Origin of the sequence: Pseudomonas sp. SDI (genome assembly GCF_003105155.1) — a bacterium.
GTDB lineage: Bacteria > Pseudomonadota > Gammaproteobacteria > Pseudomonadales > Pseudomonadaceae > Aquipseudomonas.
This window is the reverse complement of record NZ_QETK01000017.1, coordinates 78,566-105,500: the sequence shown is the minus strand read 5'-3', so window position 1 is coordinate 105,500 and position 26,935 is coordinate 78,566. Positions and strand designations below refer to the sequence as shown.

Annotated in this window: 23 protein-coding genes; 8 read left to right on the top strand and 15 right to left on the bottom strand. The window is 63.5% G+C overall.

Going from position 1 to position 26,935, the window contains the following annotated elements; genetic code table 11:
• Positions 1 to 49 precede the first annotated feature (49 nt).
• The 4 genes from DCO48_RS13385 to DCO48_RS13370 all read left to right on the top strand — a co-directional run bounded on the left by DCO48_RS13385 (position 50) and on the right by DCO48_RS13370 (position 6,181).
• The gene (locus DCO48_RS13385) at positions 50 to 775 is read left to right on the top strand and encodes a hypothetical protein (RefSeq protein ID WP_116551087.1); all 726 of its coding nucleotides are present in this window, start codon (positions 50 to 52) and stop codon (positions 773 to 775) included.
• A 206-nt stretch (positions 776 to 981) separates the two neighbouring features.
• Complete coding sequence (locus DCO48_RS13380; protein WP_116551086.1) at positions 982 to 2,073, top strand: efflux RND transporter periplasmic adaptor subunit; 1,092 nt, start codon at positions 982 to 984, stop codon at positions 2,071 to 2,073.
• A complete protein-coding gene (locus tag DCO48_RS13375) occupies positions 2,070 to 3,137 on the top strand; it encodes an efflux RND transporter periplasmic adaptor subunit (protein ID WP_116551085.1) in 1,068 nt (355 codons plus the stop codon). Before DCO48_RS13380 ends, DCO48_RS13375 begins: the two co-directional genes overlap by 4 nt.
• A complete protein-coding gene (locus tag DCO48_RS13370) occupies positions 3,134 to 6,181 on the top strand; it encodes an efflux RND transporter permease subunit (RefSeq protein WP_116551084.1) in 3,048 nt (1,015 codons plus the stop codon). The genes DCO48_RS13375 and DCO48_RS13370 overlap by 4 nt, the downstream gene beginning before the upstream one ends.
• A 60-nt stretch (positions 6,182 to 6,241) precedes the next feature.
• Here DCO48_RS13370 and DCO48_RS13365 read toward each other — a convergent pair whose 3' ends face one another.
• The 11 genes from DCO48_RS13365 to DCO48_RS13315 all read right to left on the bottom strand — a co-directional run bounded on the left by DCO48_RS13365 (position 6,242) and on the right by DCO48_RS13315 (position 17,083).
• Complete coding sequence (locus tag DCO48_RS13365) at positions 6,242 to 6,886, bottom strand: methionine ABC transporter permease (RefSeq protein ID WP_116551083.1); 645 nt, start codon at positions 6,884 to 6,886, stop codon at positions 6,242 to 6,244.
• Positions 6,876 to 7,997 (bottom strand): methionine ABC transporter ATP-binding protein, encoded by a 1,122-nt coding sequence (locus tag DCO48_RS13360; RefSeq protein ID WP_116551082.1) that lies wholly within the window; start codon positions 7,995 to 7,997, stop codon positions 6,876 to 6,878. Before DCO48_RS13360 ends, DCO48_RS13365 begins: the two co-directional genes overlap by 11 nt.
• A 1-nt stretch (position 7,998) precedes the next feature.
• Positions 7,999 to 8,805, bottom strand: a complete 807-nt coding sequence (locus tag DCO48_RS13355) for a MetQ/NlpA family ABC transporter substrate-binding protein (protein WP_116551081.1) — start codon at positions 8,803 to 8,805, stop codon at positions 7,999 to 8,001.
• The gene (locus DCO48_RS13350; RefSeq protein WP_116551080.1) at positions 8,798 to 10,204 is read right to left on the bottom strand and encodes an LLM class flavin-dependent oxidoreductase; all 1,407 of its coding nucleotides are present in this window, start codon (positions 10,202 to 10,204) and stop codon (positions 8,798 to 8,800) included. The genes DCO48_RS13355 and DCO48_RS13350 overlap by 8 nt, the downstream gene beginning before the upstream one ends.
• A complete protein-coding gene (locus DCO48_RS13345; protein WP_116551079.1) occupies positions 10,204 to 11,409 on the bottom strand; it encodes an SfnB family sulfur acquisition oxidoreductase in 1,206 nt (401 codons plus the stop codon). The genes DCO48_RS13350 and DCO48_RS13345 overlap by 1 nt, the downstream gene beginning before the upstream one ends.
• A 23-nt stretch (positions 11,410 to 11,432) precedes the next feature.
• Complete coding sequence (locus DCO48_RS13340; RefSeq protein WP_116551078.1) at positions 11,433 to 12,674, bottom strand: SfnB family sulfur acquisition oxidoreductase; 1,242 nt, start codon at positions 12,672 to 12,674, stop codon at positions 11,433 to 11,435.
• Positions 12,675 to 12,952: 278 nt separating this feature from the next.
• The gene (locus DCO48_RS13335; RefSeq protein WP_116551077.1) at positions 12,953 to 13,627 is read right to left on the bottom strand and encodes a hypothetical protein; all 675 of its coding nucleotides are present in this window, start codon (positions 13,625 to 13,627) and stop codon (positions 12,953 to 12,955) included.
• A gap of 118 nt (positions 13,628 to 13,745) precedes the next feature.
• Complete coding sequence (gene tcyN / locus DCO48_RS13330) at positions 13,746 to 14,504, bottom strand: L-cystine ABC transporter ATP-binding protein TcyN (protein ID WP_116551076.1); 759 nt, start codon at positions 14,502 to 14,504, stop codon at positions 13,746 to 13,748.
• A gap of 3 nt (positions 14,505 to 14,507) precedes the next feature.
• Positions 14,508 to 15,176: a cystine ABC transporter permease gene (gene tcyL, locus DCO48_RS13325; RefSeq protein WP_116551075.1), complete on the bottom strand. Its 669-nt coding sequence runs from the start codon at positions 15,174 to 15,176 to the stop codon at positions 14,508 to 14,510.
• Positions 15,173 to 15,967, bottom strand: a complete 795-nt coding sequence (gene tcyJ, locus DCO48_RS13320) for a cystine ABC transporter substrate-binding protein (RefSeq protein ID WP_116551074.1) — start codon at positions 15,965 to 15,967, stop codon at positions 15,173 to 15,175. Before tcyJ ends, tcyL begins: the two co-directional genes overlap by 4 nt.
• A gap of 117 nt (positions 15,968 to 16,084) precedes the next feature.
• A complete protein-coding gene (locus DCO48_RS13315) occupies positions 16,085 to 17,083 on the bottom strand; it encodes a D-cysteine desulfhydrase (protein ID WP_116551073.1) in 999 nt (332 codons plus the stop codon).
• Positions 17,084 to 17,278: 195 nt separating this feature from the next.
• Here DCO48_RS13315 and epsC point away from each other — a divergent pair, with 195 nt between their 5' ends.
• Together epsC and betT are read left to right on the top strand one after the other, a co-directional pair.
• On the top strand, positions 17,279 to 18,211 hold the full coding sequence (gene epsC, locus DCO48_RS13310) for a serine O-acetyltransferase EpsC (RefSeq protein ID WP_116551072.1): 933 nt from the start codon (positions 17,279 to 17,281) through the stop codon (positions 18,209 to 18,211).
• A gap of 270 nt (positions 18,212 to 18,481) precedes the next feature.
• Complete coding sequence (gene betT / locus DCO48_RS13305; RefSeq protein WP_165840771.1) at positions 18,482 to 20,443, top strand: choline transporter BetT; 1,962 nt, start codon at positions 18,482 to 18,484, stop codon at positions 20,441 to 20,443.
• An 80-nt stretch (positions 20,444 to 20,523) separates the two neighbouring features.
• On the opposite strand, the gene tauD is transcribed toward betT, so the two are convergent.
• From tauD to tauA, 4 genes are read right to left on the bottom strand one after another with little or no spacing between them, the layout of a single operon-like run.
• Positions 20,524 to 21,357 (bottom strand): taurine dioxygenase, encoded by an 834-nt coding sequence (tauD, locus tag DCO48_RS13300; RefSeq protein WP_116551070.1) that lies wholly within the window; start codon positions 21,355 to 21,357, stop codon positions 20,524 to 20,526.
• Positions 21,358 to 21,376: 19 nt separating this feature from the next.
• Positions 21,377 to 22,216, bottom strand: a complete 840-nt coding sequence (gene tauC / locus DCO48_RS13295; RefSeq protein WP_116551069.1) for a taurine ABC transporter permease TauC — start codon at positions 22,214 to 22,216, stop codon at positions 21,377 to 21,379.
• Positions 22,213 to 23,007 (bottom strand): taurine ABC transporter ATP-binding subunit, encoded by a 795-nt coding sequence (tauB, locus tag DCO48_RS13290; protein ID WP_116551068.1) that lies wholly within the window; start codon positions 23,005 to 23,007, stop codon positions 22,213 to 22,215. The genes tauC and tauB overlap by 4 nt, the downstream gene beginning before the upstream one ends.
• 26 nt (positions 23,008 to 23,033) lie before the next feature.
• Positions 23,034 to 24,005 (bottom strand): taurine ABC transporter substrate-binding protein, encoded by a 972-nt coding sequence (gene tauA / locus DCO48_RS13285; protein ID WP_116551067.1) that lies wholly within the window; start codon positions 24,003 to 24,005, stop codon positions 23,034 to 23,036.
• Positions 24,006 to 24,597: 592 nt separating this feature from the next.
• Between tauA and DCO48_RS13280 the strand changes: the two genes are divergently transcribed.
• Positions 24,598 to 25,932, top strand: coding sequence for an OprD family porin (locus DCO48_RS13280; protein ID WP_116551066.1), 1,335 nt, complete (start codon positions 24,598 to 24,600; stop codon positions 25,930 to 25,932).
• A gap of 156 nt (positions 25,933 to 26,088) precedes the next feature.
• Positions 26,089 to 26,727: a peroxiredoxin gene (locus tag DCO48_RS13275; protein WP_116551065.1), complete on the top strand. Its 639-nt coding sequence runs from the start codon at positions 26,089 to 26,091 to the stop codon at positions 26,725 to 26,727.
• The last annotated feature ends 208 nt before the right edge of the window (positions 26,728 to 26,935 follow it).

Sequence of the window (26,935 nt, the reverse complement as noted above, 5' to 3'; positions counted from 1 at the left end):
TCGCTTCGACGGGCAGGCCCGGTGACAGGATCGAGCGCTGGAGCTGGTCATGGATGTCCGTGGTCAGTTGGCCGGCCAAGGCAAGGCGGGGCATCTAACGGCCCAGCAGCGCAGTATTGGGTGGCGACCTGATATTTCTGCCAGTAGACAATGTTCGGCATTAGCGAAGAATGCAAGGCAGACCATGTCATGGGCGCGCACGATGACTAGCAAGCATCCTATGTTTCTCACGGCGTTGTTGTGCATGTTGTGTGTTTATGCCGCACAGGCGCAGCGTCTGGCCGGGGAAACCTGCGCTACGCCGGCCGACGGGCCGCGCTATTTCGACGAGCGCTATGCCTGCGCAGCAGGCTTGCAGTGCAATGAAGGGCTATGCGAGTCGCCACGCTCGCTACCGCCAACCTGCAAGGCTGGCTTTGTCGCCAAGGGGCTTGCCGCCGACGATGCAGTGACGTTGTTCTTCACTCAGGAGCGCAGTTATTGCTATGTCGATTGCAAGGGCCTGCACGACGCGGCAGTGAGCGCCAGGCATATTCAAACTCGGCTGAGTACGTATGAGAAGCGCAGGAATACCCAGGCGGCCAGCGAAGCGCAGGACGGCTTCCTGAGTTTTCTTTCCAGAAACCGCGAGCCGCTGAACGCCGGGACATTGAAGGCTTCGGAAAACATCCCGCGCGACGAACAGGAAAAATCGGCATTGCTTGGCGAGTTATCCACAGCGAATGACAACGCCGAGCGTATTTGTACGGGTTGCCGGTTTTGCGCGATGTACTGAGGCGTAGAAAAAGGCTTGGCGCCTGCTGTCGATCCATCCCCATGTACAGTCTATGCCGGCTAATGTTACGTCGGCGCATCCCGCAGTCCCTCCATCCGCGTTTGGCCTGACGCCTTCTCCAGCACGATGTTACAAGCGGCTGTAGGAACCCTGATCTACGCTAACAGTCGCATCTACCAATCGACTGGCGAGTGAAAGGAGTCTGCATGACGGCGTTGCGTGCAAACCTGATCGTCGGCCTGGGCCTGTTGCTCGCGCTGAGCGGTTGCGAACAGAAAAAAACCGTCGAACCGCTGCGGCCACGGGTGGCGGTGCAGAAGGTGGAGCCCACCGATTTCGGCGCTTCGGTCACCCTCACCGGGGATGTGCAGGCGCGGGTGCAAACCGATCTGTCGTTCCGCGTCGGCGGCAAGATCATCTCGCGCAGCGTAGATGTGGGCGATCACGTCACGGCCAAGCAGGTGTTGGCCCGGCTCGACCCGAAAGACCTGCAAACCAACGTCGACTCGGCCAAGGCCGACGTTTTCGCCGAACAGGCCCGCGTTACCCAGACCGCCGCCGCCTTCGTCCGCCAGCAGAAACTGCTGCCCAAGGGCTACACCAGCCAGAGCGAATACGACGCCGCCGAAGCCAACCTGCGTAGCAGCCAGAGCGCGCTGAAGGCAGCCCAGGCGCAACTGGCCAACGCCGAGGAACAACTCGGCTACACCGCGCTGATCGCCGACGCGCCCGGGGTGATTACCGCGCGCCAGGCCGAAGTTGGCCAGGTGGTGCAGGCCACCGAGCCGATCTTCAGCCAGGCCGTGGATGGCGACCGCGACGCGGTGTTCAACGTCTACGAGTCGCTGCTGGTGTCACCGTCAAGCAACCGCACGGTGACCGTCAGGCTTGTGGATAACCCGGACATCCAGGCCCAGGGCCAGGTCCGCGAAGTCACCCCGACAGTGTCGGCGCAAAGCGGCACGGTGCAGGTCAAGATCACCCTGAGCAAGGTTCCGCCGGGCATGGAGCTGGGCTCGGTGGTCAGTGCCACCGCCAGCCGCCAGGGCAAACCGAGTGTCGAGTTGCCCTGGTCGGCACTGACCAAGGACGTGCACGACCCGGCGGTATGGGTGGTCGGCGAGGGCAACCAGGTCAAGCTGCAGAGGGTCACGGTGGTGCGTTACCTCACTGGCAAGGTCGTGATCGGCGACGGTCTCAAGGGCGGCGAGCAGGTGGTGGTGATCGGCGGCCAGTTGCTGCACCCGGATATGCAGGTGGAAGTGGTCGATGCCAAAGACAGTGGGGTGGCGCCATGAAGTGGCTGATGCTGATGCCGGCGTGCCTGCTGTTGCTGGCCTGCGCGAAGCAGGATGAGGCGCCGGAGCCGGTGCGCCCGGTGCTGTCGCTGATCGTGCAGTCGCAGGACGTGCAACGCCTGGGCCGCTTTGCCGGGTCGATCCAGGCCCGCTTTGAAAGTACCTTGGGCTTCCGCGTGCCGGGACGCATTGCCCGGCGCTGGGTGGATGTCGGCAGCGCGGTGAAACCCGGCGATGTGCTCGCCAGCCTCGACCCCACCGACCAGCGCAACCAGGTGCGTGCCGCCGAAGGCGAGCTGGCCAAGGTGCAGGCGCTGTGGATCAACGCCCAGGCCGATGCCCGCCGCCAGCAGCAGCTGTACGACCGCGGGGTGGGGGCCAAGGCGCAGTTGGACATCGCCCAGACCAATCTGAAAACCACTGGTGCTTCGCTCGCTCAAGCGAAGGCTGCGCTCACTCAGGCCAAGGATCAGCTCGGCTACAGCGAGCTGCGTACCGATCACGCCGCAGTGGTTACCGCCTGGCAGGCCGAAGCCGGGCAAACCGTCAGCGCCGGGCAGGCCGTGGTGACCCTGGCGCGGCCGGACATCAAGGAGGCGGTGATCGACCTGCCCACCTCGCTGGCTGACGAGTTGAACCGCGGGCTGGAGTTCCTCGTGGCGTCGCAGCTCGACCCGAGCGTTACCGCCAAGGCCAGCGTGCGCGAGATCGAGCCGCAGGCCGATGCCGCCACCCGTACCCGGCGCGCGCGGCTAACCTTGGCGAGTACCCCGGAAGCCTTCCGCCTGGGGACGGCGATCAGCGTCACGCTCAGTTCGGCGGTGTCGCCGCGCAGCGAGCTGCCGCGTTCGGCGCTGCTCGACAAGGACGGCAGCACCCGCGTGTGGGTGGTCGACCCGCAGCAGCACACCGTGGCCCTGCGCGAAGTAACGCTGCTTGAACGCAACGAGCAGAGCGTCACCGTGGCCTCGGGTGTGCAGGTCGGCGAGCGGGTGGTGACGGCGGGGGTAAACAGTCTCAAACCGGGTCAAAAAGTGATCGTCGATGAGGACAGTGTGCGATGAAAGGAAGTTTCAACCTGTCCGAATGGGCACTGCGGCACCAGTCGTTCGTCTGGTATCTGATGTTTGTCGCGTTGTTGATGGGCGTGTTCTCGTACATGAACCTGGGCCGCGAGGAAGACCCTTCGTTCACCATCAAGACCATGGTGATCCAGACGCGCTGGCCAGGCGCGACCCAGGACGAAACGTTGTACCAGGTCACCGACCGTATCGAGAAGAAGCTCGAAGAACTGGACTCCCTCGACTATGTGAAAAGCTACACCCGGCCGGGCGAGTCGACGGTGTATGTGAACCTGCGCGACACCACCAGGGCGGCCGACATTCCGCAGATCTGGTACCAGGTGCGCAAGAAGATCGAGGACATCCGCGGGCAGTTTCCGCAGGGCATCCAGGGCCCGGCATTCAACGACGAGTTCGGCGATGTATTCGGTTCGATCTACGCCTTTACGGCCGACGGCTTGAACTTCCGCCAGTTGCGCGACTACGTCGAGCAGGTGCGCGCCGAAATTCACGAAGTGCCGAACCTGGGCAAGGTCGAGATGATCGGTCAGCAGGACGAAGTGCTCTACCTGAACTTTTCCACCCGCAAACTGGCGGCCCTGGGCATTGACCAGCGCCAGGTGGTGCAGGCGTTGCAGGCGCAGAACGCGGTGACCCCGGCGGGGGTGATCGAGGCTGGGCCAGAGCGGATTTCGGTGCGCACCAGTGGCCAGTTTGCCTCGGAAAAAGACCTTGAAGCGGTGAATTTGCGGCTCAATGACCGCTTCTACCGGCTGGCCGATATTGCCGAGATCCGCCGTGATTTCGTCGACCCGCCCACTGTGCAGTTCCGCTACAACGGCGTGCCAGCCATTGGCCTGGCCATCGGCATGAAGGCCGGCGGCAATATCCAGGTATTCGGCGAGTTGCTGCAAAAGCGCATGGAACGGGTGACGCAGGACCTGCCGGTGGGTGTGGGCGTACACACCGTATCGGACCAGGCGGTGGTGGTCGAGGAGGCGGTTGGCGGCTTCACCAGTGCGCTGTTCGAGGCCGTGGTGATCGTGCTGGTGGTGAGCTTTGTCAGCCTGGGGGTGCGCGCCGGGCTGGTGGTGGCCTGCTCGATCCCGCTGGTGCTGGCGATGGTCTTCGTGTTCATGGAATACAGCGGCATCACCATGCAGCGGATTTCCCTCGGTGCCTTGATCATCGCCCTCGGCCTGCTGGTGGACGACGCGATGATTACCGTGGAGGTGATGGTTACCCGCCTTGAAATGGGCGAGACCAAGGAGCAGGCGGCCACCTTTGCCTACACCTCGACGGCCTTCCCGATGCTCACCGGCACCCTGGTGACAGTCGCCGGCTTCGTACCGATCGGGCTCAACGCCAGCTCGGCGGGTGAGTACACCTATACCCTGTTTGCGGTGATCGCGGTGGCGCTGATCGTCTCGTGGATCGTTGCCGTGCTGTTTGCCCCGGTGCTGGGTGTGCACATCCTCAGTACCCACGTGAAACCGCACAGCGAGGAGCCCGGGCGGGTCGGCAAACTGTTCAGCGATGGTTTGCTGTGGAGCATGCGCCACCGCTGGCTGACCATCATCGCCACGGTGCTGATCTTTGCCCTGGCGATCTTCTGCATGCGCTTTGTGCAGAACCAGTTCTTCCCGGCGTCCGACCGGCCGGAGATCCTGGTCGACCTCAACCTGCCGCAAAACGCCTCCATCGAGGAAACGCGCAAGGCGGTGGACCGCCTGGAGGCCACGCTCAAGGGCGATCCGGACATCGTGCGCTGGAGCACCTACATCGGCCAGGGCGCGGTTCGTTTCTACCTGCCGCTGGATCAGCAGTTGCAGAACCCGTATTACGCGCAGTTGGTGATTGTCAGCAAGGACTTCGAGGCGCGCGAGGGGCTGATGAAGCGCTTGCAACAGCGTTTGCGCCAGGACTTCGTCGGCATTGGCAGCAACGTACAGTCGCTGGAGATGGGCCCGCCGGTGGGGCGGCCGATCCAGTACCGGGTCAGCGGCAAGGACATCGACCAGGTGCGCAAGCATGCGATCGACCTGGCGACCCTGCTCGACAGCAATTCGCACATCGGCGAGATGATTTACGACTGGAACGAGCCGGGCAAGGTACTGCGCATCGACATTGCCCAGGACAAGGCGCGGCAGTTGGGCCTGTCGTCGGAAGATGTGGCGAACGTGATGAACAGCATTGTCAGCGGCGCACCGATTACCCAGGTGCACGACAACATCTACCTGATCAACGTGGTGGCGCGGGCCGAGGACAGCGAGCGCAATTCGCCGCAGACCTTGCAGAACCTGCAGATCGTCACGCCTGGCGGCACATCGATTCCGCTGTTGGCGTTTGCCACGGTGCGCTATGAGCTGGAGCAACCGCTGGTGTGGCGGCGTGATCGCAAACCGACCATCACCATCAAGGCGTCGGTGCGCGACGAGATCCAGCCGACCGACCTGGTGGCGCTGTTGAAGCCGCAGATCGACGCGTTCGCCAGCAAGTTGCCCGTCGGCTATTCGGTGGCCACGGGCGGTACGGTGGAGGAGAGCAGCAAGGCCCAGGGGCCGATTGCCAAGGTGGTGCCGCTGATGCTGTTCCTGATGGCGACGTTCCTGATGATTCAGTTGCACAGTGTGCAGAAGTTGTTCCTGGTGGCGAGCGTGGCGCCGCTGGGGCTGATTGGTGTGGTGATTGCGCTGGTGCCGACCGGGACGCCGATGGGCTTTGTGGCGATTCTGGGGATTCTGGCGCTGATCGGCATCATCATCCGCAACTCGGTGATTCTGGTGACGCAGATCGACGAGTACGAGGCGCAGGGCTATACGCCGTGGGATGCGGTGCTGGAGGCGACCAACCATCGGCGTCGGCCCATTTTGCTGACAGCGGCGGCGGCGAGCCTGGGCATGATCCCGATTGCGCGGGAGGTGTTCTGGGGGCCGATGGCCTACGCGATGATCGGCGGGATCATTGTCGCGACGTTGCTGACGCTGCTGTTTTTACCGGCGTTGTATGTGGCTTGGTACAAGGTGCGGGAGCCGCAGAAGGCTTGAGGGCCTTATCGCGGGCTCTTGTGGGAGCGGCGATGCGGCGACCCGACTCGTGCGATGGTCTCACCGCTTGTTCAGCACCTTCGCCAACCGGTCCCCACTCACCTGAATCAACGCCACCAGCAGCACCAGCATCACAATCACCGTCAGCATGATCTGGCTGTCGAAGCGCTGGTAGCCGTAGCGGTAGGCAATATCCCCCAGCCCGCCCGCGCCAATCGCCCCGGCCATTGCCGAGGAGTTGATCAGGGTGACCAGGGTAATCGTGAACCCGCCGACAATCCCCGGCAGCGCTTCCGGCAACAGCACATGCCAGACGATATGCCAGCGCCGGCAGCCCATCGCCTGCGCGGCTTCGATCAAGCCATGGTCGACCTCGCGCAAGCTCACCTCGGCAATCCGCGCGAAAAACGGCGTGGCCGCAATCGTCAACGGCACCACCGCTGCCCACACCCCGTAAGTCGTTCCGACAATCAACCGGGTGAACGGGATCAACGCCACCATCAGGATCAGGAACGGAATCGAGCGAAACAGGTTAACGAACGCCCCCAGCAGCCGATTCAGCGTCGGCGCCTCGAAAATTCCGCCCTTGCCGCTGGTCACCAGGATTACCGCCAACGGCACCCCCGCCAGCAACGCCATCAGCGACGACACACCGACCATCAGCAAGGTGTCCAGCACCCCCTGCAACAAGCGCTCAAACCACATAACCAAGTACCTCTACCTGCGCCGCCCACTGTCGGGCCCGTTCGATCACACTGGCATGGCCGTGCGGCGAAGCCGTCACCGCCACCACCAACTGCCCCAGCGCACGCTCCTGAATCGGCTCGATACCGCCCTGCAACAAGCTCACCTGGCCACCCAGCGCGGCAAACAACGTCGACAAATCCGGCGCCTCGGTATCCCGCCCGCTGACGCGCAAGCGCAACACCAGCCCGGCCTGCGCCGAGGGCGGTGCGGCCAGCAAGCGTGCCTGTACACTCTGCGGCAAGGCCGGCTGCAACGGCGCCAGCAAGGTGCGGCTGACCTCGTGCTGCGGATCGCCAAACACCTCCCAGACCGCGCCCTGTTCCACCACCCGGCCACGCTCCAGCACCACCACCCGATCACAGATATCGCGGATCACCGCCATCTCATGGGTAATCAGCACGATGGTCAGGCCCAGGCGCCGGTTGATATCGCGCAGCAAGCCGAGGATCGAGGCGGTGGTCTCCGGGTCCAGCGCCGAGGTGGCTTCGTCGCACAGCAGGATCTGCGGGTCATGCACCAGCGCCCGGGCAATCCCCACGCGCTGCTTCTGCCCACCGGAGAGCTGCGCCGGGTATACGTTGTGCTTTTCCTGCAAGCCCACCAGCTCCAGCAGCTCGCGCACCTTGCGCTGGCGCTCGGGCTTGGCCACGCCAGCCACCTTCAAGGGCAGCTCGACGTTCTGGAACACGGTTTTTGCCGACATCAGGTTGAAGTGCTGGAAGATCATGCCGATCCGTCGGCGCAACGCTACCAGACGGTCTTCGTCGTATTCGCCGATGTCGACCTGATCGATCAATACACGGCCGCCGCTGGGTTGCTCCAGCCGATTGATGGTGCGAATCAGCGACGACTTGCCGGCACCGCTGCGGCCGATGATGCCGAAGATCTCACCACGCTGGATGTTCAAGTCGATGTCGGCCAGGGCCGGGGCGTCCTGCCCCGGATAGGTCTTGTACAAGCCGATGAAGCGCACGTGGGCGTTCTGCAGTTCCGGGTGCAGCGCGCGTTGTTCGGCTGGCTGCACAGGGCTAAAGGGTAGCGCCGTCTGGCGGGCGGTGGCTGGGCTCATGTCAGCTCTCCCAGCCCGGCTGGTAGAGCGTGCCGTGGGCTTTTTCCAGGGCCGCGCGGACCACCGGCGAATGCTGGTAGATGTCGATGAATTTGGCCAGGCGCGGGTCGGCCTTGTTCTGCGGCTTGATCACGAACTGGATCACGTATTCCTTGTGGTCGAGACCGTCGAACAGCAGCGCCGAACCGGCATCGAAGGTGTTCGCCAGGCGGATATAGGCCGGGTAGCCCTGCACCAGGTCGGCGTCGTCATAGGCACGTACCAGTTGCACCGCTTCCACCTGCAGAATCTTCAGCTTCTTCGGGTTGGCGACGATGTCGTCCTCGGTGGCCTTGTAGCCAACGCCTGTTTTGAGGGTAATCAGCCCGGACTTGGCCAGCAGTTGCAGGCCGCGGCCGCTGTTGATCGGGTCGTTGGCGATGGCGACGCTGGCGCCTTCCGGCAACTCGTCGAAGCTTTTGTACTTTTTCGAATACAGGCCGACGTTATTGATGATCCCCGGTGCATACGGCACCAGGTCGAAGCCAGCGGCCGCCTTGGCGTTTTCCAGGAACGGAATGTGCTGGAAGTAGTTCACGTCGATATCGCCGCTGGCCAGGCTGACGTTCGGCGCGATCCAGTCGCTGAACTCGATCAGTTCGACGTTCAGCCCCTGCTTCTTGGCCTCGTCCACCGCCGCTTCCAGCGGGATGGCGAAGGCGGCGGTGGTGCCGATTTTCAGTGGTGCATCGGCGGCATGTGCCGCGCCGGTGAGACCCAGGGCCAGGGCAAACGCCGCGACAGGGCGGGTCAGAAAGGTCTTAAGCATGCTGTAGCGCTCCAGTCGGCTGTGGGGGTGCAAGGCGGTCGGCAGGTTGCCGGTAGGTGGCGCCCGGGTGGTCGCTTGGCAGGTGGGCAGAGCCGGTGGCGAAGAGTTTTTCGCGCAGGCTGCCGGTGTCGTAGGCGGTCTTGTACGCGCCGCGTTTTTGCAGCTCGGGGATCACCAGGTCGATGAAGTCGACATAGCTTTCCGGGGTCACCGTGCGGGTCAGGTTGAAGCCGTCCAGACCGGTTTCGGCAATCCAGCTTTCCAGTTCGTCGGCCACCTGGCTCGGCGAGCCGATCACGGTGATGTAGCGGCCGCCCAAGGCATGCTGGTCGAGCAACTTGCGCCGGGTGAAGTCGTTGTTCTGCAGGTTTTTGGTGGCCGACTGGATGGCGTTGCTTTTCACGTACTGGATTGGCTCGTCCAGCTCATAGGCGGCAAAGTCGATGCCGGTAGAGCTGGAGAAATGCGCCACGCCGGCCTCGGCGCTGGCATAGCGCAGGTATTCGGCGTGCTTGGCGCGGGCCTGTTCTTCAGTGCGCGCGACGATCACGGTGATCCCCATGAACACCTTGATCGCAGCCGGATCACGCCCGGCAGCGACTGCGGCGGCGCGCACCTTGTCGACCTGGACGCGGGTGGCGGCCTTGTTCTGGCCGCTGATGAACACACACTCGGCATGCTGCCCGGCAAAGCCCAGGCCGCGGTCGGAACTGCCGGCCTGGAACAGCACCGGGGTGCGCTGCGGCGAGGGCTCGCAGAGGTGATACCCCTCGACGCGGTAGAACTCGCCGTGGTGCTCGACCTTGTGCACCTTGTCCGGCTGGGCGTACACGCGCTGCGCGCGGTCGTTGATCACCGCGCCGTTTTCCCAACTGCCTTCCCAGAGCTTGTAGAGCACTTCGAGGTACTCGTCGGCCTGGTCGTAGCGGCGGTCGTGTTCGGGCTGCTCGGCCAGGCCCATGGCCTTGGCGGCGCTGTCGAGGTAACCGGTGACGATATTCCAGCCAACCCGGCCACGGCTCAGATGGTCGAGCGTCGACAGGCGCCGGGCGAATTGATAGGGCGCCTCGTAGGTGAGGTTGGCGGTCAGGCCGAAGCCGAGGTGGCGGGTCACTGCCGCCATCGCCGAGACCAGCAGCAGCGGGTCGTTGACTGGCAACTGGATCGACTCCTTGAGGGTGACATCCACCGACTGCTGGTACACGTCGTACACGCCGACGATGTCGGCGATGAACAGCCCGTCGAACAGCCCGCGCTCAAGCAACTGGGCCAGTTCGGTCCAATACTCGATGCTGGTGTAGCGGTGCGACGTGTCGCGCGGATGGGTCCACAGGCCATGGTTGATGTGCCCGACGCAGTTCATGTTGAAGGCGTTGAGCAGGATCTTTTTCTTCGCCATCAAATGGTCCCCCGCAGCGGTGGGTTCTCATCGTTGAGGTAGTAGTTGCCGATGGCGTGGTACTTCCAGCGCACCGGGTCGTGCAGGGTGTGCACGCGGGCGTTGCGCCAGTGCCGGTCGAGGCCGTGCTCGGCGAGGGTGGCCTGGCTGCCGGCCAGCTCGAACAGGGTGCTGCCGGCCGCGAGGGAAATCTCGGTGCTGATCGCGCGGGCCTCGGCCACGGCAATCGAGGCGGCCGCAACGGTTTCGGCGTTGGTTTCGGCCTGGGCGCGATCGAGGAATTCGCCGGCGCGCTCCAGCAGCGCTTCGCTGGCGTGCAGGCGGATCGCCAGATGACCGAAGGACTTCAGCGTCAGCGGGTCGTCGGTAGCATTGTCCAGGCCCGAATCGATCCACGGCCGGGTGCGCGTGCGCACGAACTGCAGGGCGTCTTCGTAGGCGGCGCGGGCGATGCCGGTGTCGATGGCGGCGTGAAGGATCTGCGCCAGCGGGCCGACTGGGGTCGGCCGCTCGAAGGCGCTGTGGAACGGCACCACGTCTTCGGCGGCGACGTAGACGTTGTCGAATACCACCGAGCCGCTGCCGGTGGTGCGTTGGCCAAAGCCGCTCCAGTCGTCGATGACGGTCAGTCCGGCGTTGTCGGCCGGGACGAAGGCCAGTTGCTGCCGGCCCTGCTCGTCGATCACCGAGGTGGGAATGCGCTGCGCGTACAGCGCACCGGTGGCGTAGAACTTGCGGCCGTTGATGCGGTAACCGGCGCCATCGCGGCTTAGCGCGGTGGTACGGTCGTGAGCGGTCTTGGTGCCCAGCTCGGCCAGGGCATTACCGAAGCGTCGGCCGGCCAGCACTTCGCCGTACAGGCGTTGCTGTTGCTCGGCGCTGCCGTTCACTCGCAATACTTCCAGCGCATAGAAGTGGTTCTGCGGAATCTGCCCCAGCGAGGCGTCGGCCTGGGCGATACGGGCGATGACCTTGGCCAGGGTGACATTGGACACGCCGGCGCCGCCGAACGCCTTGGGCACGCTGATGCCCCACAGGCCGGAGCGCGAGAACAACGACAGTTCGGGGTACGGCAGTTGCCGTTCGCGGTCGCGCAGCAGGCTGTCCTGGCGCAACAGGGTGGCGATTTCTTCGGCGACGACCAGGGCCTGGGCGTCAGTGTGGATGACCGCGACGTCGCCGTGCGGTTGTGCGGAATGGGTCATGAGGAAAAGCTCCAGTGGTCTGGTTATATCCAGGAGTGCCGGGCAGGCAACGTACCGTTCAGGTGGTAGGCACCCACGGCGTGGTATTTCCAGCGCACCGGGTCATGCAGGGTGTGGACGCGGGCGTTGCGCCAGTGGCGGTCGAGGTTGAACTCGGCCAGGGTGGCGCGGCTGCCGGCCAGCTCGAACAGCTTTTCGCTGGCCAGCAGGGCGATTTCGGTGGTGAGCACCTTGGCTTCGGCCACCGCAATCGAGGCGCGGGCGGCACCGGCGGCGTCGATGGGGCCGGCGTTGACCTCGTCGAGCACGCGTGCTGCCTTGCTCAGCAGGGCCTGGGCAGCGTGCAGTTCGAGTTGCAGGCGACCGATGTCGGCGATCACGTAGAGGTCGTCGCTGGCGCGTTCGACCTTGGCGTCGATCCACGGCCGGGCGCGTTCACGCACGAAGGCGATGGTGTCGTCCACGGCGGCTTCGGCGATGCCGGCGTCGATCGCCGCCTGGATCAACTGCGAGGCGGCGCCTTGAATGTTCGGGGTTTCGCTCTGGCGCCAGATATCGACCACCAGTTCGCTCTCTACTGGCACGCGGTCGAGCAGTACGCTGCCACTGGCGGTGGTGCGCTGGCCGAAGCCGGACCAGTCGTCGACGATGCGCAGGCCGGGGCTGCCACGGCGAACGAAGGCCATGACCGGGCGGCCATCGTCGTTCAGTGCCTTGACGGCCACCCAGTGCGCGAACAGCGCACCGGTGGAATAGAACTTCTGCCCGCTAAGCACCTGGCCGTCGCCCTCGCGGGTGATCCGCGCCTTCAGCTCAAGGGTGTGTTTGGTGCCCCGTTCGGGGCCGGCGTTGCCGATTCGCCAGCCGTCGAGTACCGAGCTGAACAGGCGTTGCTGCTGCTCGGCGCTGGCGGTGACGCGCAGCAACTGGAGGATGCCGAACTGGTTCTGCGGGATCTGGCCGAGGGCCGGGTCGGCGGCGCTGATGAGGCGGAACACTTCGGCGATGGTGGCGAAGGACACATCGGCACCGCCGAATTCGCGCGGCAGGCTGATGCTGCCCAGGCCGCTGCGAGTGAACTGTTCGATTTCGGCCCAGGGCAGCTTGCGCTGCTGGTCGCGTCGGGCCGCCTGGGTGCGAGCGATGTCGGCGAGCTCACGGGCGGCCTGGAGGGCCTCGGCGTCGTTGCGCAGCACGGCGGCTGGGAGTAACAGCGGGGCGCTGTCGATGTCGCTGTGGACAGTGGGGTTTGCCAGACTGGACATCAGTACCGCTCCTTGGCTGCACTCAATGCCCTGGCGTTATGCACTGGGGTGATTGTGTTCCTGACCATACCTACCTCACGTCTTGGAAAGGTCGCCATGGCGGCGACAGAAATACGGGGGTCCGGTGGTCCGGTGCATATACCCTAAACGTGTATAAAAATTAAATGAACTAACTTTTAGGAATATATATAGAAGTAGGTTCGAAGCCGAAGCTGGGCGCCGGTGTAGGCGCAGGCAAGCCAGCGCCTACAGGTTTGGCAGGTTTCTTAAAGATTGATTTATTCGATTACTCGCAGATGGATCGCCGGCGCCCAGGCCGAAACATTCCCCACCCGATCCAGCACGCAGTAACTCAACTCCAGCCGCGGGTCCGCGCCCGCTTCCACAATCAACGCCCGTGGTACCCAGGCCATCACCGGCTTGTGGCAGTCGCGCCCGAGCAGCGGTGGCAGATCCATGCGTACATCGCCCCAGCGCAGCGTCAGCGCATCGCCTTCGGCCATGTGCCGATAGGGTACAATGCGCACGCTCAGGCCCTTGCCCAGGCGGCGCAGGTCCAGCCCGGCGCGCAACACCGGCGCCGCCACCGTTGGCGCCGACAACCCCGCCTCGCCACCTGGGCTTTCGAGCTTCACCGTCACCAGCGCCTGCGCCGAGCGCCGCGGACACCGCCCCGGGCTGAGCAGGCGATAGTGAAAACGCTGCACACCGCTCTGCAACAATTGGCGCGGCACCGGCAGGTCGACATGCCGGCCCAGCTCGCTGGCGCGCAAGGTATGCGCCGCGGCAAAGCGGTTGCCCCAGTACAAGGTGATGAAGTCGCCTGCCATCATCGGCGCCGTGGTGCCGATCCGCGCGAGCAGGTGAGCGGCAGTGTGCCGACCCACACCACCCTGGGCGACATTCGGCAGCGTGGGCGGGGGCAGTTCAGGTCCGGTGTGGGCGTTTGGCATGGCAGCTGTCCTTGTGCTGATCGACACGAAGGAGCGGTTATTTGCCAGATCGCCAGACGAGTCAAGGCAGGCCATGGCCGCTTTCGGCGGCCTGCCAGAGGTTCGGAAGGGTCCTACTTCAAATAGCGTTTTGCGCGCCGAGAATCTTGCCCAGGAACTGCCGGGTACGTTCCTCGCGCGGGTTGGCGAACAACGCCTTGGCTTCGCCCTGTTCGACGATCACCCCCTTGTCGAAGAAGATCACCCGGTTGGCGACATCGCGGGCAAAGTTCATCTCATGGGTAACGATGACCATGGTGCGCTTCTCTTCGGCCAGGCCACGAATGGTCGCCAGCACCTCGCCGACCAGCTCGGGGTCGAGCGCCGAGGTCGGTTCGTCGAAGAGGATCACCTGCGGCTCCATGGCCAGCGCGCGGGCAATCGCTACCCGCTGCTGCTGGCCACCGGAGAGCCGCCGCGGGTAGGCATCCTCTTTGCCCGCCAGGCCGACCTTGGCCAGCAGCCTGCGGCCAAGCGCTTCGGCCTGGGCGCGGGCGGTTTTCTTCACCACCAGCGGGCCCTCGATGACATTCTCCAGCGCGGTGCGGTGCGGGAACAGGTTGAAGTTCTGGAAGACAAAGCCCACCTGCTGGCGCAGGGTACGGATCAGCCCGCTCTGCTGGGTGAGTGGGCGACTGGCATCGATCGCCACGTTGCCGACGGTGATCCGCCCGCTGCTCGGGGTTTCCAGCAGGTTCAGGCAGCGCAGGAAGGTGGTTTTGCCCGAGCCGCTGGGGCCGATGATGGCGATGACCTCGCCAGCCTCGACGCTCAGGCTGATGTCGTTGAGCACGGTGTGGCCGTTGAACTGCTTGCTCAGGTGGTCTACCCGGATCATGCCTCAGGACTCCTGGTCGTGTCGGTTGACCCGCGCTTCCAGGCGGTTCTGCAGGTGTGCCAGAACGCTGGCCAGCACCCAGTAGATCAGTGCGGCGGCAAGGTACATGGTGAAGATTTCGAAGGTGCGCGCCGTAATCAGCTGCGCCTGGCGGAACAGTTCCGGCACCTGGATGGTGGCGGCCAGGGCGGTGTCCTTGACCAGCGAGATAAAGCTGTTGCCCAGCGGCGGCAGGGCGGTGCGCGCGGCCTGTGGCAGGATCGCCCGGCGCATCGCCTGGCTGCGGGTCATGCCGATACTGGCAGCGGCTTCCCACTGGCCACGGTCGATCGAACCGATCGCGGCACGGAGGATTTCGCAGGCATAGGCCGCCATGTTCAGCGAGAACCCGATCAGGGCTGCCGGCAACGGGTCGAGCTCCACGCCCAGTTGCGGCAGGCCGTAATAGATCACGAACAGTTGCACCAGCAGCGGCGTGCCGCGGAAGAACGACACATAAATGCGCGCGGTCCAGCTCACCAGCTTGAACCGCGACAGCCGCATCAATGCCAGGCCGAAGCCCAGCAACAAACCGAAAAACATCCCGCCCAGGCTGAGGATGACTGTGTAATACGCGCCCTTGAGCAGAAAGGGCGCAGAGTCCAGCGCGAGCTGCAGGCTGTCTTCGATCATCGAGTCACGTCTTCACCGAAGTACTTCTTCGACAGGGTGCCCAGGGTGCCGTCGGCACGCAGCTGATCCAGTGCCTGGTTCACCGCGTCGAGCAGTTCCGGTTCGCCCTTGCGCAGGGCAATGCCGGCTTCCTGGCGGGAGAACGGGGCACCGGCAGCGGCGGTTTCCGGGACCTTCTTCGCGTATTCGAGTGCGGCCAGACGGTCGATCAGGGTGGCGTCGATGCGGCCTACGCGCAGGTCCTGGAACTTGGTCGGGTCGTCGTTATAGGTTTTGATTTCCGCTTTTGGCGCGTTGTCCTTGAGCCATTGCTCGTAGTTGGTGCCCAGGCCGACGCCGACTTTCTTGCCCGCCAGGTCGGCGGCCGTCTTGATCACGCCTTCGTTCTTCTTCAGTACCAGCGCCTGGATACCGGAGATGGTGTAGGGGGTGGAGAAGTCGTATTTTTTCTTGCGTTCCTCGGAGATCGTTACCTGGTTGACCACCACGTCCAGCCGTTTGGATTCGAGCGCAGCGAGGATGCCATCCCAGGGGGTGGCCTGGATCTTGGCCTTCACGCCCAGCGCCTTGGCCAGGGCTTGCGAGAGCTCGACCTCGAAGCCGGTCAGCTTGCCGTCGTCACCGACAAAGCTGAACGGTGGGTAGGTGCCTTCCAGGCCGATCTTGATCTCGCCCTTGTCCTTGATGGTCTTCAACTGCTCGCCGGCCACCGCCTGACCGAGCAGGCTGGCGCCCAGCAACAGCGCCACAGCGGCGCCCAGAACCTTCTTGCCGAAAACGGAAATCGTCATGACTAGCCCCAATGTTGTTGTGTGGTGGGTGGCGACTATAGGGTGACTCCAATAGGCTTAAAAATAATATAAATTCATTTTCTTATATTAATTTGAGATAAGCCAAGGTGCTGCACTTCAGCTGTTCCAGACTTCAGGGTAGGCGAATAATGCCGGTGCCCCACCCGTGTGCAGAAAAATCAGCGGGCCATCGTCGAAACGCTGCCGGGCAATGCCGTCGAGCAGACCGGCCATGGCCTTGCCGGTGTACACCGGGTCGAGCAGCACGCCTTCCTGGCTGGCCAGCAGACGGATCGCGGCGAGGGTGCCGGCATTCGGCTCGCCATAGCGCGGGGCGAAATATTCGTCCCACAGTTCGACCTTGAAGGCGGCCGGCAGCGGCACGTCGAGCAACGCGGCCGTGCGTTCGGCCAGGCCCTGCACTTTGGGTCGCTGCGCTTCGTCGGTGCGCGACACGGTAACGCCGATGACCGGCAGCTCCGGCAAGGCCTCGGCCAGGGCCAGGCCGAGGCCGCTGTGGGTGCCGGCGCTGCCGGAGGCCAGCACCACGCCGGCAAAGCGTTCGCCGCTGTGCTTGATCTGTTCGGCCAGCTCCAGGCCGGCGCGCACGTAGCCGAGCGCGCCGAGGGCGTTGGAGCCACCGATGGGCACGATGTAGGGTTTGCGCCCGCTGGCGTGCAGGCGTACGGCCAGGGCTTGCAGTTGCTCGTCGGCGTTGTCGAGGTTGGCGACCCGCTCGACCTTGGCGTCGAACAGCTCCAGTAGCAGGCGGTTGCCGTTACCCTGGTAGTTGGCCGAGTCGGTGCCGATGGGGTTTTCCAGCAGGGCGACGCAGCCGAGGCCCAGGCGCGCGGCGAGGGCGGCGGTCTGGCGCACGTGGTTGGACTGGATCGCCCCGGCGGTCACCAGGGTGTCGGCGCCTTTGGCCAGCGCGTCGGCACCGAGGTATTCGAGCTTGCGCAGCTTGTTACCACCCAGCGCCAATGGCGTGAGGTCATCACGTTTGAGGTAGATGTCGCGGCCGGCCCAGTTCGAGAGGCGCTGGAGCTTTTCCAGCGGGGTCGGGGCGCTGAGCAAGTCGAGGCGATTGAAGCGGGCAAGCTGACGTTCGATCATGGTCGTGGGCTGGCTGTGGGAAAATTCGACTATAGGCGCGCGAATGCCGCCGAGCAATCCAGCTCGGCTTATGCCTGGTTTATAGCCAAGTGGAATAAAGCGATCTTTTTTCCCGGCTGGGCATTTGCCGTAGAGTGGTGTTCCACAAGCGCGGCACCTTCCTTTTGAGCCCCCCGCCGTGTCAGGAGAACGATCGTGAGCGACACCCCGCAAACTGGGTACTGGCAACTGCAGAGTATCGTCGGCCAACTGCGTTCGGCGCGTGATGAATGGCGTGGCCGCAACGGTCGCAGCAGCGGCGAGCAGGGCGGCCGCGAACTGCCGTCGCGCGAAGCGATGCGGCAGATTCTCGAACAATTGTGCGGGGCGCTGTTCCCGATGCGCCTGGGCCCGGTGGACCTGCGCGAAGAGAGCGAGGACTATTACGTCGGGCACACCCTCGACGCGGCATTGACCGCCTTGCTGGCGCAGGCGCGGTTGGAACTGCGCTATGCCGCGCGGCATGGCAAATGCGACACCGCGCAGGTCGATGCCAAGGCACTGCGCTTGATCCAGGACTTTGCCGCGGCCCTGCCAGGGCTGCGCAGTCTGCTCGATACCGATGTGCTGGCGGCGTACCACGGCGACCCGGCGGCGCGCAGTGTGGATGAAGTGCTGCTGTGCTACCCGGGGGTGCTGGCAGTTATTCATCACCGTTTGGCGCACCACTTGTACCGTGCCGGTTTGCCCTTGCTGGCGCGGATCAGTTCGGAGCTGGCGCATTCGGCGACCGGCATCGACATTCACCCGGGCGCGCAGATCGGGCCAAGCTTCTTTATCGACCATGGCACTGGCGTGGTGATTGGCGAGACGGCGATCATCGGCGAGCGGGTGCGCATCTACCAGATGGTCACCCTGGGCGCGAAGCGCTTCCCGGCCGATGAATCCGGGCAACTGCAGAAAGGTCACCCGCGTCACCCGATTGTCGAGGACGACGTGGTGATCTATGCCGGGGCAACTATTCTGGGGCGTATCACCATCGGCAAGGGCTCGACGATTGGCGGCAACGTGTGGCTGACCCGCAGTGTGGCGGCGGGCAGTAACCTGACCCAGGCGAACCTGCAGTTGGATGACGGCACGCAGAAATAAGCGTTGAATTTGAGGGCCCTATCGTGGGACGAGCCCGCTCCCACAAGCGCAATGCAAGGCCACTGTGGGAGCGGGCTTGTCCCGCCATGGGTCGCACCGCGACCCCCATCCATGTTTAACTTGAATGCTTGTTCAAGTTAAAACGGTGGTCCGCTGCCGGTGTTCAACAGGAGGAAACCCTTTGCTGAACCCGTTCAACCCAACCCTCATTCATCCCCGCGAGGTGCACCCTCGATGAGTGCACCAACTCCCCCCGACAGCAACATCCGCATGAACCCTCCGGTGTTCTATTTCGCCGCGAGTTTCATCCTGCTGTTCGGCCTTGCCGTCATCAGCAACCCCACTGCCGCCGGCGAATGGCTGCTGGCCGCACAGAACTGGGCGGCCAATACGGTCGGCTGGTATTACATGCTGGCCATGACCCTGTACCTGGTCTTCGTGGTGGTCACCGCCTTGTCCGGCTACGGCAAGATCAAGCTCGGTGCCGACCACGACGAACCCGAGTTCAGCTACCTGTCCTGGGCCGGCATGCTGTTCGCCGCCGGCATCAGCATCACGCTGTTCTTCTTCTGCGTCTCCGAACCGCTCACGCACATGCTGCAACCACCCACCGGCGAGGCCGGCACCGCCGAAGCCGGGCGCCAGGCCATGCAGTTGCTGTTCCTGCACTGGGGCCTGCACGGCTGGGGCGTGTTCGCCTTCGTCGGCATGGCCCTGGCCTATTTCGCCTACCGCCACAACCTGCCGCTGGCACTGCGCTCGGCGCTGTACCCGTTGATCGGCAAACGCATCAACGGGCCGATCGGCTATGCGGTGGATGGTTTCGGCATCATCGCCACGGTGTTCGGCCTGGGCGCCGATATGGGCTTTGGCGTACTGCACCTGAACGCCGGGCTGGACTACCTGTTCGGCGTTGCCCACAGCCAGTGGGTGCAGGTGATCCTGATCACCCTGATGATGGGCGCGGCAGTGGCCGTGGCGGTTGCCGGGGTGGCAAAGGGCGTGCGGGTGATGTCCGACATCAACATGTTCCTGGCCTGCGCGCTGCTGCTGTTCGTGCTGTTCGCCGGGCCGACCCAGCACCTGTTCAACACCCTGATCCAGAACCTCGGCGACTACCTCGGCGCCTTGCCGCGCAAGAGCTTCGACGTGTACGCCTATTCCCAGGCCAATGACTGGCTGGGTAACTGGACAGTGTTCTACTGGGCCTGGTGGATTGCCTGGGCGCCCTTCGTCGGCTTATTCATTGCGCGGATTTCCCGTGGCCGGACGATTCGCGAATTCGTCTTTGGGGTGTTGCTGATCCCGCTCGGCTTCACCCTGGCGTGGATGTCGATCTTCGGTAACAGCGCGATGTTCCAGGTGCTTGAGCACGGCATGACTGCACTGGGCCAGTCGGCGCTGGACGATCCGTCGATGACGCTCTACCTGCTGCTGGAAACCTACCCGTGGAGCAAGGCGGTGATCGCCGTCACGGTGTTCATCAGCTTTGTGTTCTTCGTCACCTCGGCCGACTCCGGCACGGTGGTGCTATCGACCCTGTCGGCGACGGGCGGCAGTGCCGACGAGGACGGGCCGAACTGGCTGCGGGTGTTCTGGGGGGCGATGACCGCGCTGGTGACCAGCGGCCTGTTGTTCGCCGGCAGTATCGATTCGCTGAAGTCGGCGGTGGTGCTCACTTCGTTGCCGTTCTCGCTGATTCTGCTGGCGATGATGTGGGGGCTGCACAAGGCGTTCTACCTGGAGTCGCAGCGGCAGATCGCGCAGTTGCACTCGCTGGCACCGTTCGCCAATTCACGGCGTGGACGCGGCGGCTGGCGCCAGCGCTTGAGCCAGGCGGTGCATTTCCCGTCGCGCGACGAGGTGTACCGGTTCATGGACGACGTGGTGCGCCCGGCGATTGCCGAGGTGACCGAGGTGTTTGCCGAAAAGGGCCTGCATGTCATTACCCAGGAAGACCCAAGCCACGACAACGTCAGCCTGAAGATCGGCCATGGCGAGGAGCAGCCGTTCATTTACCAGGTGCAGATGCGCGGCTATTTCACCCCGTCATTCGCGTTGGGTGGGCTGGGTACGCAGGAGTTGAAGAATCGCCGCTATTACCGGGCGGAGGTGCACCTGAGCGAGGGCAGCCAGGACTATGACCTGGTGGGCTACAGCAAGGAGCAGATCATCAACGACATTCTGGATCAGTACGAGCGGCACATGCAGTTCTTGCATCTGGTGCGCTGAATCTATTCAGGCCAACCGCTGTTCTGTCGGCGCAGGCAAGCCAGCTCCTACACAGAAGCTCGCTTGCCTGGGGATTCAAATCAGAACGGCGCATCCCCGAGGATCGTCGCCCGGTGCATCACCCGCCGTTGCGGCCGGTAGTCGTCCACCGCGTAGTGCTGGGTAACCCGGTTATCCCAGAACGCCACGTCGTTCTCCTGCCAGCGCCAGCGGATGGTGAACTCCGGCCGTGTCGCGTGTGCGAACAGCAGCTTCAGGATCGCCTCGCTCTCGGCATCGCCCAGCTCGTTGATCCGTGTGGTGAAGCCTTCGTTCACAAACAGCGATTTGCGTCCGCTCACCGGGTGCGTGCGAATCACCGGGTGCGACAGCGGCGGGTTGCTGCGCCGCGTTGCTTCCCAGCGCGCCAGGTCTTCCGGGGTGGTGCCAAAACGCTCCAGCGGGAACGATTTGGTAAAGTCGTGGGTTGCCGTCAGCCCATCGAGCAACTGCTGCAACGGCGCCGACAAGGCCTCGTACGCGGCAATCCCGCTGGCCCACAAGGTGTCGCCGCCATACGCCGGCAACTGCTTGGCACTGAGCACCGCGCCCAGCGCCGGGGTGGGCAGGAAGGTCACGTCGGTGTGCCAGATGGCATTGTCGCGCACGTCGGTTACCGCCGTATCCAGCACCAGCACCTGCGGGGTTTGCGGCACGTTCGGGTAGATCGGGTGAATATGCAGGTCGCCAAAGCGCGCGGCAAAATTGGCCTGCTGCTGCGGGTTCAGCGGCTGCTCGCGGAAGAACAGCACCGAATGCCTGAGCAGGGCTTGCTCGATGGCGTCGCGGTGTTCCTGGCTGATTTCGCGGGTCAGGTCGACGCCGCCGATCTGTGCGCCCAGCGCCGGGCTGAGCGGGGTAATGGTCAGGCTCATAACGGTCTCGCTTGTCTAATCAGTGGCGCTGGCCATGCCAGGGCACCAGTTTGCGTTGCAGGGCACGCAGGCTCATTTCCAGGGCAAAGGCGATCAGTGCAATCAGCAGAATCCCCAGCACTACCACATCGGTCACCAGGAACTGCGCCGCCGACTGCACCATGAAGCCCAGGCCGCTGGTGGCGGCAATCAGCTCGGCGGCGACCAGCGTCGACCAGCCCACACCCAGGCCGATGCGCACACCGGTGAGGATGTCGGGCAGGGCGCTGGGCAGGATCACGTGGCGAATCAGTTGCCAGCGGCTGGCGCCCAGCGACTGCGCGGCACGCAGTCTGGCCGGGTCGACGGTACGCACGCCGGTTGCCGTGGCGATGGCAATCGGGGCGAAGATCGCCAGGTAGATCAGCAGCACTTTCGACAGCTCGCCAATCCCGCACCAGATCACGATCAACGGCAGGTAAGCCAGTGGCGGGATTGGCCGGTAGAACTCGATCAGCGGGTCGAGGATGCCGCGGGCGATGCGGTTGTAGCCAATCGCAATGCCCACCGGAATCGCCGTCAGCACCGCTGCCCCGAGGGCCAGGCCGATACGCTTGAGGCTGGCGCCCAGGTGCTGCCAGAGGGTCGATTCCAGGTAGCCCTGGGTTGCTAGCAACCAGCCCTTGGCCAACACGGCTTCGGGCGATGGCAGGAACAGCGGCTCGATCCACTCGGCGGCGGTCACCGCCCACCACAGGGCGAGCAGGCTGAGCAGGGTCAGGGTGCTGACCCAGCGGGTGTTCAGGCTGCGCCGCCGTTTGATCGGGGCGCTGCGGGCGATGGTGGCTTTGCGCGCCACCGGTACGTCCAGGCTGCTCATGCGGACTCCTGCCGGCGGGCGGCACTGCGCTGGGAGAACACCCGCGCCAGCACGTGCTCGCGGGTTTCGATAAAGCGCGGGTCGGATTTGATCGCCCGCGCCGATTCGCCGGCCGCGTAACGCTGGCCAAAGTCCAGTTGCAGGCGTTCGACGATCTGTCCCGGATTGGGCGCCAGCAGCACCAGGTCGGTGGCGAGAAACACCGCTTCTTCAATGTCGTGGGTAATCAGGAACACCGGTTTGGCGGTGCGCTGCCAGACCTGCAGCAGCAGCTCCTGCATCTGTTCGCGGGTGAAGGCGTCGAGGGCGCCGAACGGTTCGTCCATCAGCAGCACGCGTGGGTCGGCGGCCAATGCGCGGGCCAGGCCAACGCGTTGCATCTGGCCACCGGAGAGTTGCCAGATGCGCCGCTCGGCGAAGTCTGCGAGGTCGACCAGGGCGAGCATTTCGCGGGCTGTGCGTTCGCGTTGCTGGCGCGGTACGCCGGCCAGTTCCAGGCCAAAGGCAACGTTGGCCAGCACGTTCTGCCAGGGCAGCAGGGCGTCGTCCTGGAACACCACGCCGCGCTCGGCACTCGGGCCCTGGACGGGCACGCCGTCGAGGGTGATGCGCCCGGCGCTGGGCGTGACGAAGCCGGCGATCAGGTTGAGCAGCGAGGTTTTACCGCTGCCCGAGGGGCCGAGGGCGACCAGCAGTTGCTGTGGCCCCAGGCTCAGGTTGATATCGGCCAGCACCGGGGCGGCGGCGCCGGGGTACTGTGCGCTGATGCGCTCCAGCTCTAACAGGGCCATGGTGTTTCCTGATTCAGGTGGCGGGATCAGTTGGCAATGAACTTGGCGCTGACGTACGGCGAGTAGTCCGGCAGTACGGCGTCGACCTTGCCCTGCTCCTTGAGGAAGCTGGCGGTGTCGGTGATCGCCTTGGTGGTCGGCGCGCCGAGCGCGGCCAGCTGGTCGGCGGCCAGCGGGTAGACGTTGCCTTCGAGCAGGGCCGGGATGTCGCTGGCCTTGGCACCGGAGAGCCTGGCGACCTTGTCGACGTTGCTGCTGTTGGCCAGCCAGGCTTGCGGATCCTTGCGATAGTCGGCGTAGGCGTCGAGGGTGACCTTGGCGAAGGATTTGACGATTTCCGGGTGCTTGGCGGCGAAGTCTTTGCGCACGATCCAGGCGTCGAAGGTTGGCGCGCCTTTCTTCGCCAGTTCGCCGGAGGTGATCAGCACCTTGCCGGTTTCCTTGGCCACACCCAGCGCCGGGTCCCAGACGTAGGTGGCGTCGATGTCGCCGCGTTTCCAGGCGGCGGTGATGGCCGGTGGGGCGAGGTTGAGGATCTGCACGTTGGACGGGTCGATGTTCCACTGCTTCAGCGCGGCCAGCAGGCTGTAGTGGCCGGTGGAGACGAACGGTACGGCGATCTTCTTGCCGATCAGGTCGTGTGGCGAGTTGATGCCGTTGCGGGCGACCAGTGCTTCACCGGCGCCGATCTGGGTGGCGATCAGGAAGGTTTCCACGGGCAGCTTGCGGGTTGCGGCGGCGGCCAGCGGGCTGGAGCCGAGGTAGCCGATCTGCACGTCGCCGGAGGCGACGGCGGTGATCACATCGGCGCCGTTATCGAATTTGCGCCAGGCGATATCGGCCTTGCTGTCTTTTTCATAGGTGCCATCGACCTGGGCGACTTTGGCCGGGTCGACAGTGGTTTGATAGGCGACGGTCAGGTCGGCCGCCTGGACGAAATAGCTGGCGCCGGCCAGGGCCAGGGCGGTGAACAGGCGCAGCGGAGCATGCAGGGTCATGGTGAACTCCAGGTCGGGCGGACAAGTGAGGATCGATTGGCGAGAAGACTAGATGATCTAAGAAACTTAAAATAAATAACTTTTTTGCATTAGCTTAGGAGCCAATTGAAGTAAGGCGCAGGCGCGGCGGGGACGCGATCGCGGGACGAGCTCGCTGCGTCATGGTGAGATCGGCGGCTGGCTGACCAGGGTCAAGCCGCTAAGGGCAAGAGCAGGGAACAATCGCGGCGGCACGGGAAAGGCCAGGGTTGCCGCTTCCCGTACGGGGGGCAGTGCTATAGAGCTAATGGATCTAAAAAATTTTTAAATAATTTCCTTCAGGAATTAACGTGGGCGCCGACAGCGGCTTCACGGAAAGATTTGGACGTTATGCCCGAATAATCTGAAAAATTGCGAAATAAGACTTTTTGGATTTATCCATTTGTCTTTATCCTTCGCCACCAAGGTCGGCGCATTAGACCAAAGTAGCGAAATGATTCGTTACGATTGACTTGACGGTCACGCTTTGGTGCTAATCGCCAATCGTCATAGAGCGGGACGACAGATTCCGCCTTAAGCGACACACAAGAATTAGAACGTAGAGGAGCAAAACATGTACAAGTCCACCTTGGCACTTGCCGTGGCTGTGGGGGTTCTGGCCCAGCAAGCGGGTGCTGCCGGTTTCGTAGAAGACAGCAAGGCGAGCGTCACCGCTCGTAACTTCTACATCAACCAAGACAACCGTAATGGCACTGCCAACCCTAATAAGCAGGAAGAGTGGGGCCAAGGCTTCATCTTCAACTTCAGCTCGGGCTTCACCCAAGGCACCGTCGGTTTCGGTATCGACGCCATCGGCCTGGCCGGTTTCCGCCTGGATTCGGGTAAAGGCACTGCCTACAACAAAGATAGCGTCGGCAAGGGCGGTGTTGTCTTCCCAAGCGACAGCGATGGTCGTGCCGTCGACGAGTTCGGCAGCCTGGGCCTGACCGGCAAGGTCAAGTTCTCGAAAACCGTTGCCCAGCTGGGCACCCTGCAGCCAAAACTGCCAGTCGTGACCTACAACGACGGTCGTCTGCTGCCACAGACCTTCGAGGGTGGTCAGATCACCTCGAACGAAATCGACAACCTGACTCTGATCGGCGGTAAGCTCGAGCACGCCAAAGGCCGTAACTCGTCGAACAACGAGTCGCTGACCATTGCCGGTTCCAACGGCAACCCGGCCACCGCGACCTCGAACCGTCGCAGCAACGCCTTCTACTATGCTGGTGCCGACTACAAGATCACCAAGGATCTGCTGGCTCAGTACTACTACGGCAACCTGGACGACTTCTACAAACAGCACTTCCTGGGCCTGACCCACACCCTGGCACTGCCAGTGGGTAGCCTGAAGTCTGATCTGCGTTACTTCTACAGCGATTCGGACGGCAAGAACGCCAGTGCCGAAGGTCGTCTGGCCGGCTACCGTGCTTCCGGTTACCAGAACAACGGTGAAGTCGACAACCGTACCTGGAGCGCCAAGTTCACCTACAGCCTGCAAGGCCATGCGTTGAGCGCCGGTTACCAGCGTGTCAACGGCACCAGCGACTTCCCGTTCCTGAACCAGGGCGACGGCGCGAGCAGCTACCTGATCACCGACGTGCAGATTGGCAAGTTCCAGCGTGCCGGCGAGCGCACCTGGCTGGCGCAGTATGCCTATGACTTCGCGGCCATCGGCGTGCCAGGTCTGACCACCTCCGTGATCTACCTGAAAGGTGACAATATCAACGCACCTGGCAGCGATCGTTCCGAGTGGGAGCGTGACTTCACCCTGGGCTACGTTGTACCGGAAGGTACCTTCAAAGGCGTAGGCCTGGCCTGGCGTAACGCTGCACTGCGTTCTGATGCAGTGAGCCAGCGTGACCAGGACGAGAACCGTCTGATCCTCAGCTACACCTACAGCTTCCTGTAAGGCTGGCTGAAAAAGGAGCCCCGCCTTGTGCGGGGCTTTTTTTGTCTGCGTTTTAATAGGTCTTAAAGTTATAAATAAATCGATATTTATTCTTTTTAATTTTACGCGGCGACAGGCACAGTGAAGCCACAACGAACCTTCGCAAGGAGCCGCAGCATGAGCCTCAGACTGGGCGATATCGCCCCCGATTTCGAACAGGATTCCAGTGCCGGGAAGATTCGCTTCCACGAATGGCTGGGCGACAGCTGGGGTGTGTTGTTCTCGCATCCGGCCGACTTCACCCCGGTGTGCACCACCGAGCTGGGTTTCACTGCCAAGCTCAAGGCGCAGTTCGCCGAGCGTGGGGTCAAGGCCATCGCGCTGTCGGTAGACCCGGTGGATTCGCACCATCGCTGGATCGATGACATCAACGAGACCCAAAACACTACGGTTAATTTCCCGATCCTGGCAGATGCCGATCGCAAGGTGTCGGACCTGTATGACCTGATTCATCCGAATGCCAACGACACGCTGACCGTGCGTTCCTTGTTCGTGATCGATCCGAACAAGAAGATTCGGTTGACCATTACCTATCCGGCGAGCACCGGGCGCAACTTCCACGAGATTTTGCGGGTGATTGATTCGCTGCAACTGACCGATAACCACAAGGTGGCGACCCCGGCCAACTGGCAGGACGGGGATGAGGTGGTGATTGTGCCTTCGCTGAAGGATGAGGAAGAGATCAAGCGGCGTTTTCCCAAGGGGTATCGGGCGGTCAAGCCCTACCTGCGGTTGACGCCACAGCCGAATCGTTGAGGGTTAGCCATAGCAGGGATTTTCGGGCCGTTTCGACGGCCCTTTTTTTTGCCTGGGTGGATGGGAGCAGCAGGGTAGGTGCGCCTGCTGTGTTGGCCCTGCCAGCGCTGCTTTTGATTTTTTGGCTGTTGGTTTTGTGGACATATCCATCCCAGATAGCGGCTCTGCCGGCCCCCACTAGCCCCAAAACCGCATAGTTAAAAATCGT

Coding starts and splice junctions, on each gene's coding strand:
- tauC (WP_116551069.1), bottom strand. CDS start 22,216: ATGAGCAGCCTGGACGTACCGGTGGCGCGCAAAGCCACCATCGCCCGC.
- betT (WP_165840771.1), top strand. CDS start 18,482: ATGAACCCTCCGGTGTTCTATTTCGCCGCGAGTTTCATCCTGCTGTTC.
- DCO48_RS13275 (WP_116551065.1), top strand. CDS start 26,089: ATGAGCCTCAGACTGGGCGATATCGCCCCCGATTTCGAACAGGATTCC.
- DCO48_RS13380 (WP_116551086.1), top strand. CDS start 982: ATGACGGCGTTGCGTGCAAACCTGATCGTCGGCCTGGGCCTGTTGCTC.
- tauB (WP_116551068.1), bottom strand. CDS start 23,007: ATGGCCCTGTTAGAGCTGGAGCGCATCAGCGCACAGTACCCCGGCGCC.
- DCO48_RS13355 (WP_116551081.1), bottom strand. CDS start 8,805: ATGCTTAAGACCTTTCTGACCCGCCCTGTCGCGGCGTTTGCCCTGGCC.
- DCO48_RS13340 (WP_116551078.1), bottom strand. CDS start 12,674: ATGTCCAGTCTGGCAAACCCCACTGTCCACAGCGACATCGACAGCGCC.
- DCO48_RS13345 (WP_116551079.1), bottom strand. CDS start 11,409: ATGACCCATTCCGCACAACCGCACGGCGACGTCGCGGTCATCCACACT.
- DCO48_RS13370 (WP_116551084.1), top strand. CDS start 3,134: ATGAAAGGAAGTTTCAACCTGTCCGAATGGGCACTGCGGCACCAGTCG.
- tauA (WP_116551067.1), bottom strand. CDS start 24,005: ATGACCCTGCATGCTCCGCTGCGCCTGTTCACCGCCCTGGCCCTGGCC.
- DCO48_RS13385 (WP_116551087.1), top strand. CDS start 50: ATGGATGTCCGTGGTCAGTTGGCCGGCCAAGGCAAGGCGGGGCATCTA.
- DCO48_RS13350 (WP_116551080.1), bottom strand. CDS start 10,204: ATGGCGAAGAAAAAGATCCTGCTCAACGCCTTCAACATGAACTGCGTC.
- DCO48_RS13315 (WP_116551073.1), bottom strand. CDS start 17,083: ATGATCGAACGTCAGCTTGCCCGCTTCAATCGCCTCGACTTGCTCAGC.
- tcyN (WP_116551076.1), bottom strand. CDS start 14,504: ATGATCCGGGTAGACCACCTGAGCAAGCAGTTCAACGGCCACACCGTG.
- tauD (WP_116551070.1), bottom strand. CDS start 21,357: ATGAGCCTGACCATTACCCCGCTCAGCCCGGCGCTGGGCGCACAGATC.
- DCO48_RS13335 (WP_116551077.1), bottom strand. CDS start 13,627: ATGCCAAACGCCCACACCGGACCTGAACTGCCCCCGCCCACGCTGCCG.
- DCO48_RS13365 (WP_116551083.1), bottom strand. CDS start 6,886: ATGTGGTTTGAGCGCTTGTTGCAGGGGGTGCTGGACACCTTGCTGATG.
- DCO48_RS13360 (WP_116551082.1), bottom strand. CDS start 7,997: ATGAGCCCAGCCACCGCCCGCCAGACGGCGCTACCCTTTAGCCCTGTG.
- DCO48_RS13280 (WP_116551066.1), top strand. CDS start 24,598: ATGTACAAGTCCACCTTGGCACTTGCCGTGGCTGTGGGGGTTCTGGCC.
- DCO48_RS13375 (WP_116551085.1), top strand. CDS start 2,070: ATGAAGTGGCTGATGCTGATGCCGGCGTGCCTGCTGTTGCTGGCCTGC.
- tcyL (WP_116551075.1), bottom strand. CDS start 15,176: ATGATCGAAGACAGCCTGCAGCTCGCGCTGGACTCTGCGCCCTTTCTG.
- tcyJ (WP_116551074.1), bottom strand. CDS start 15,967: ATGACGATTTCCGTTTTCGGCAAGAAGGTTCTGGGCGCCGCTGTGGCG.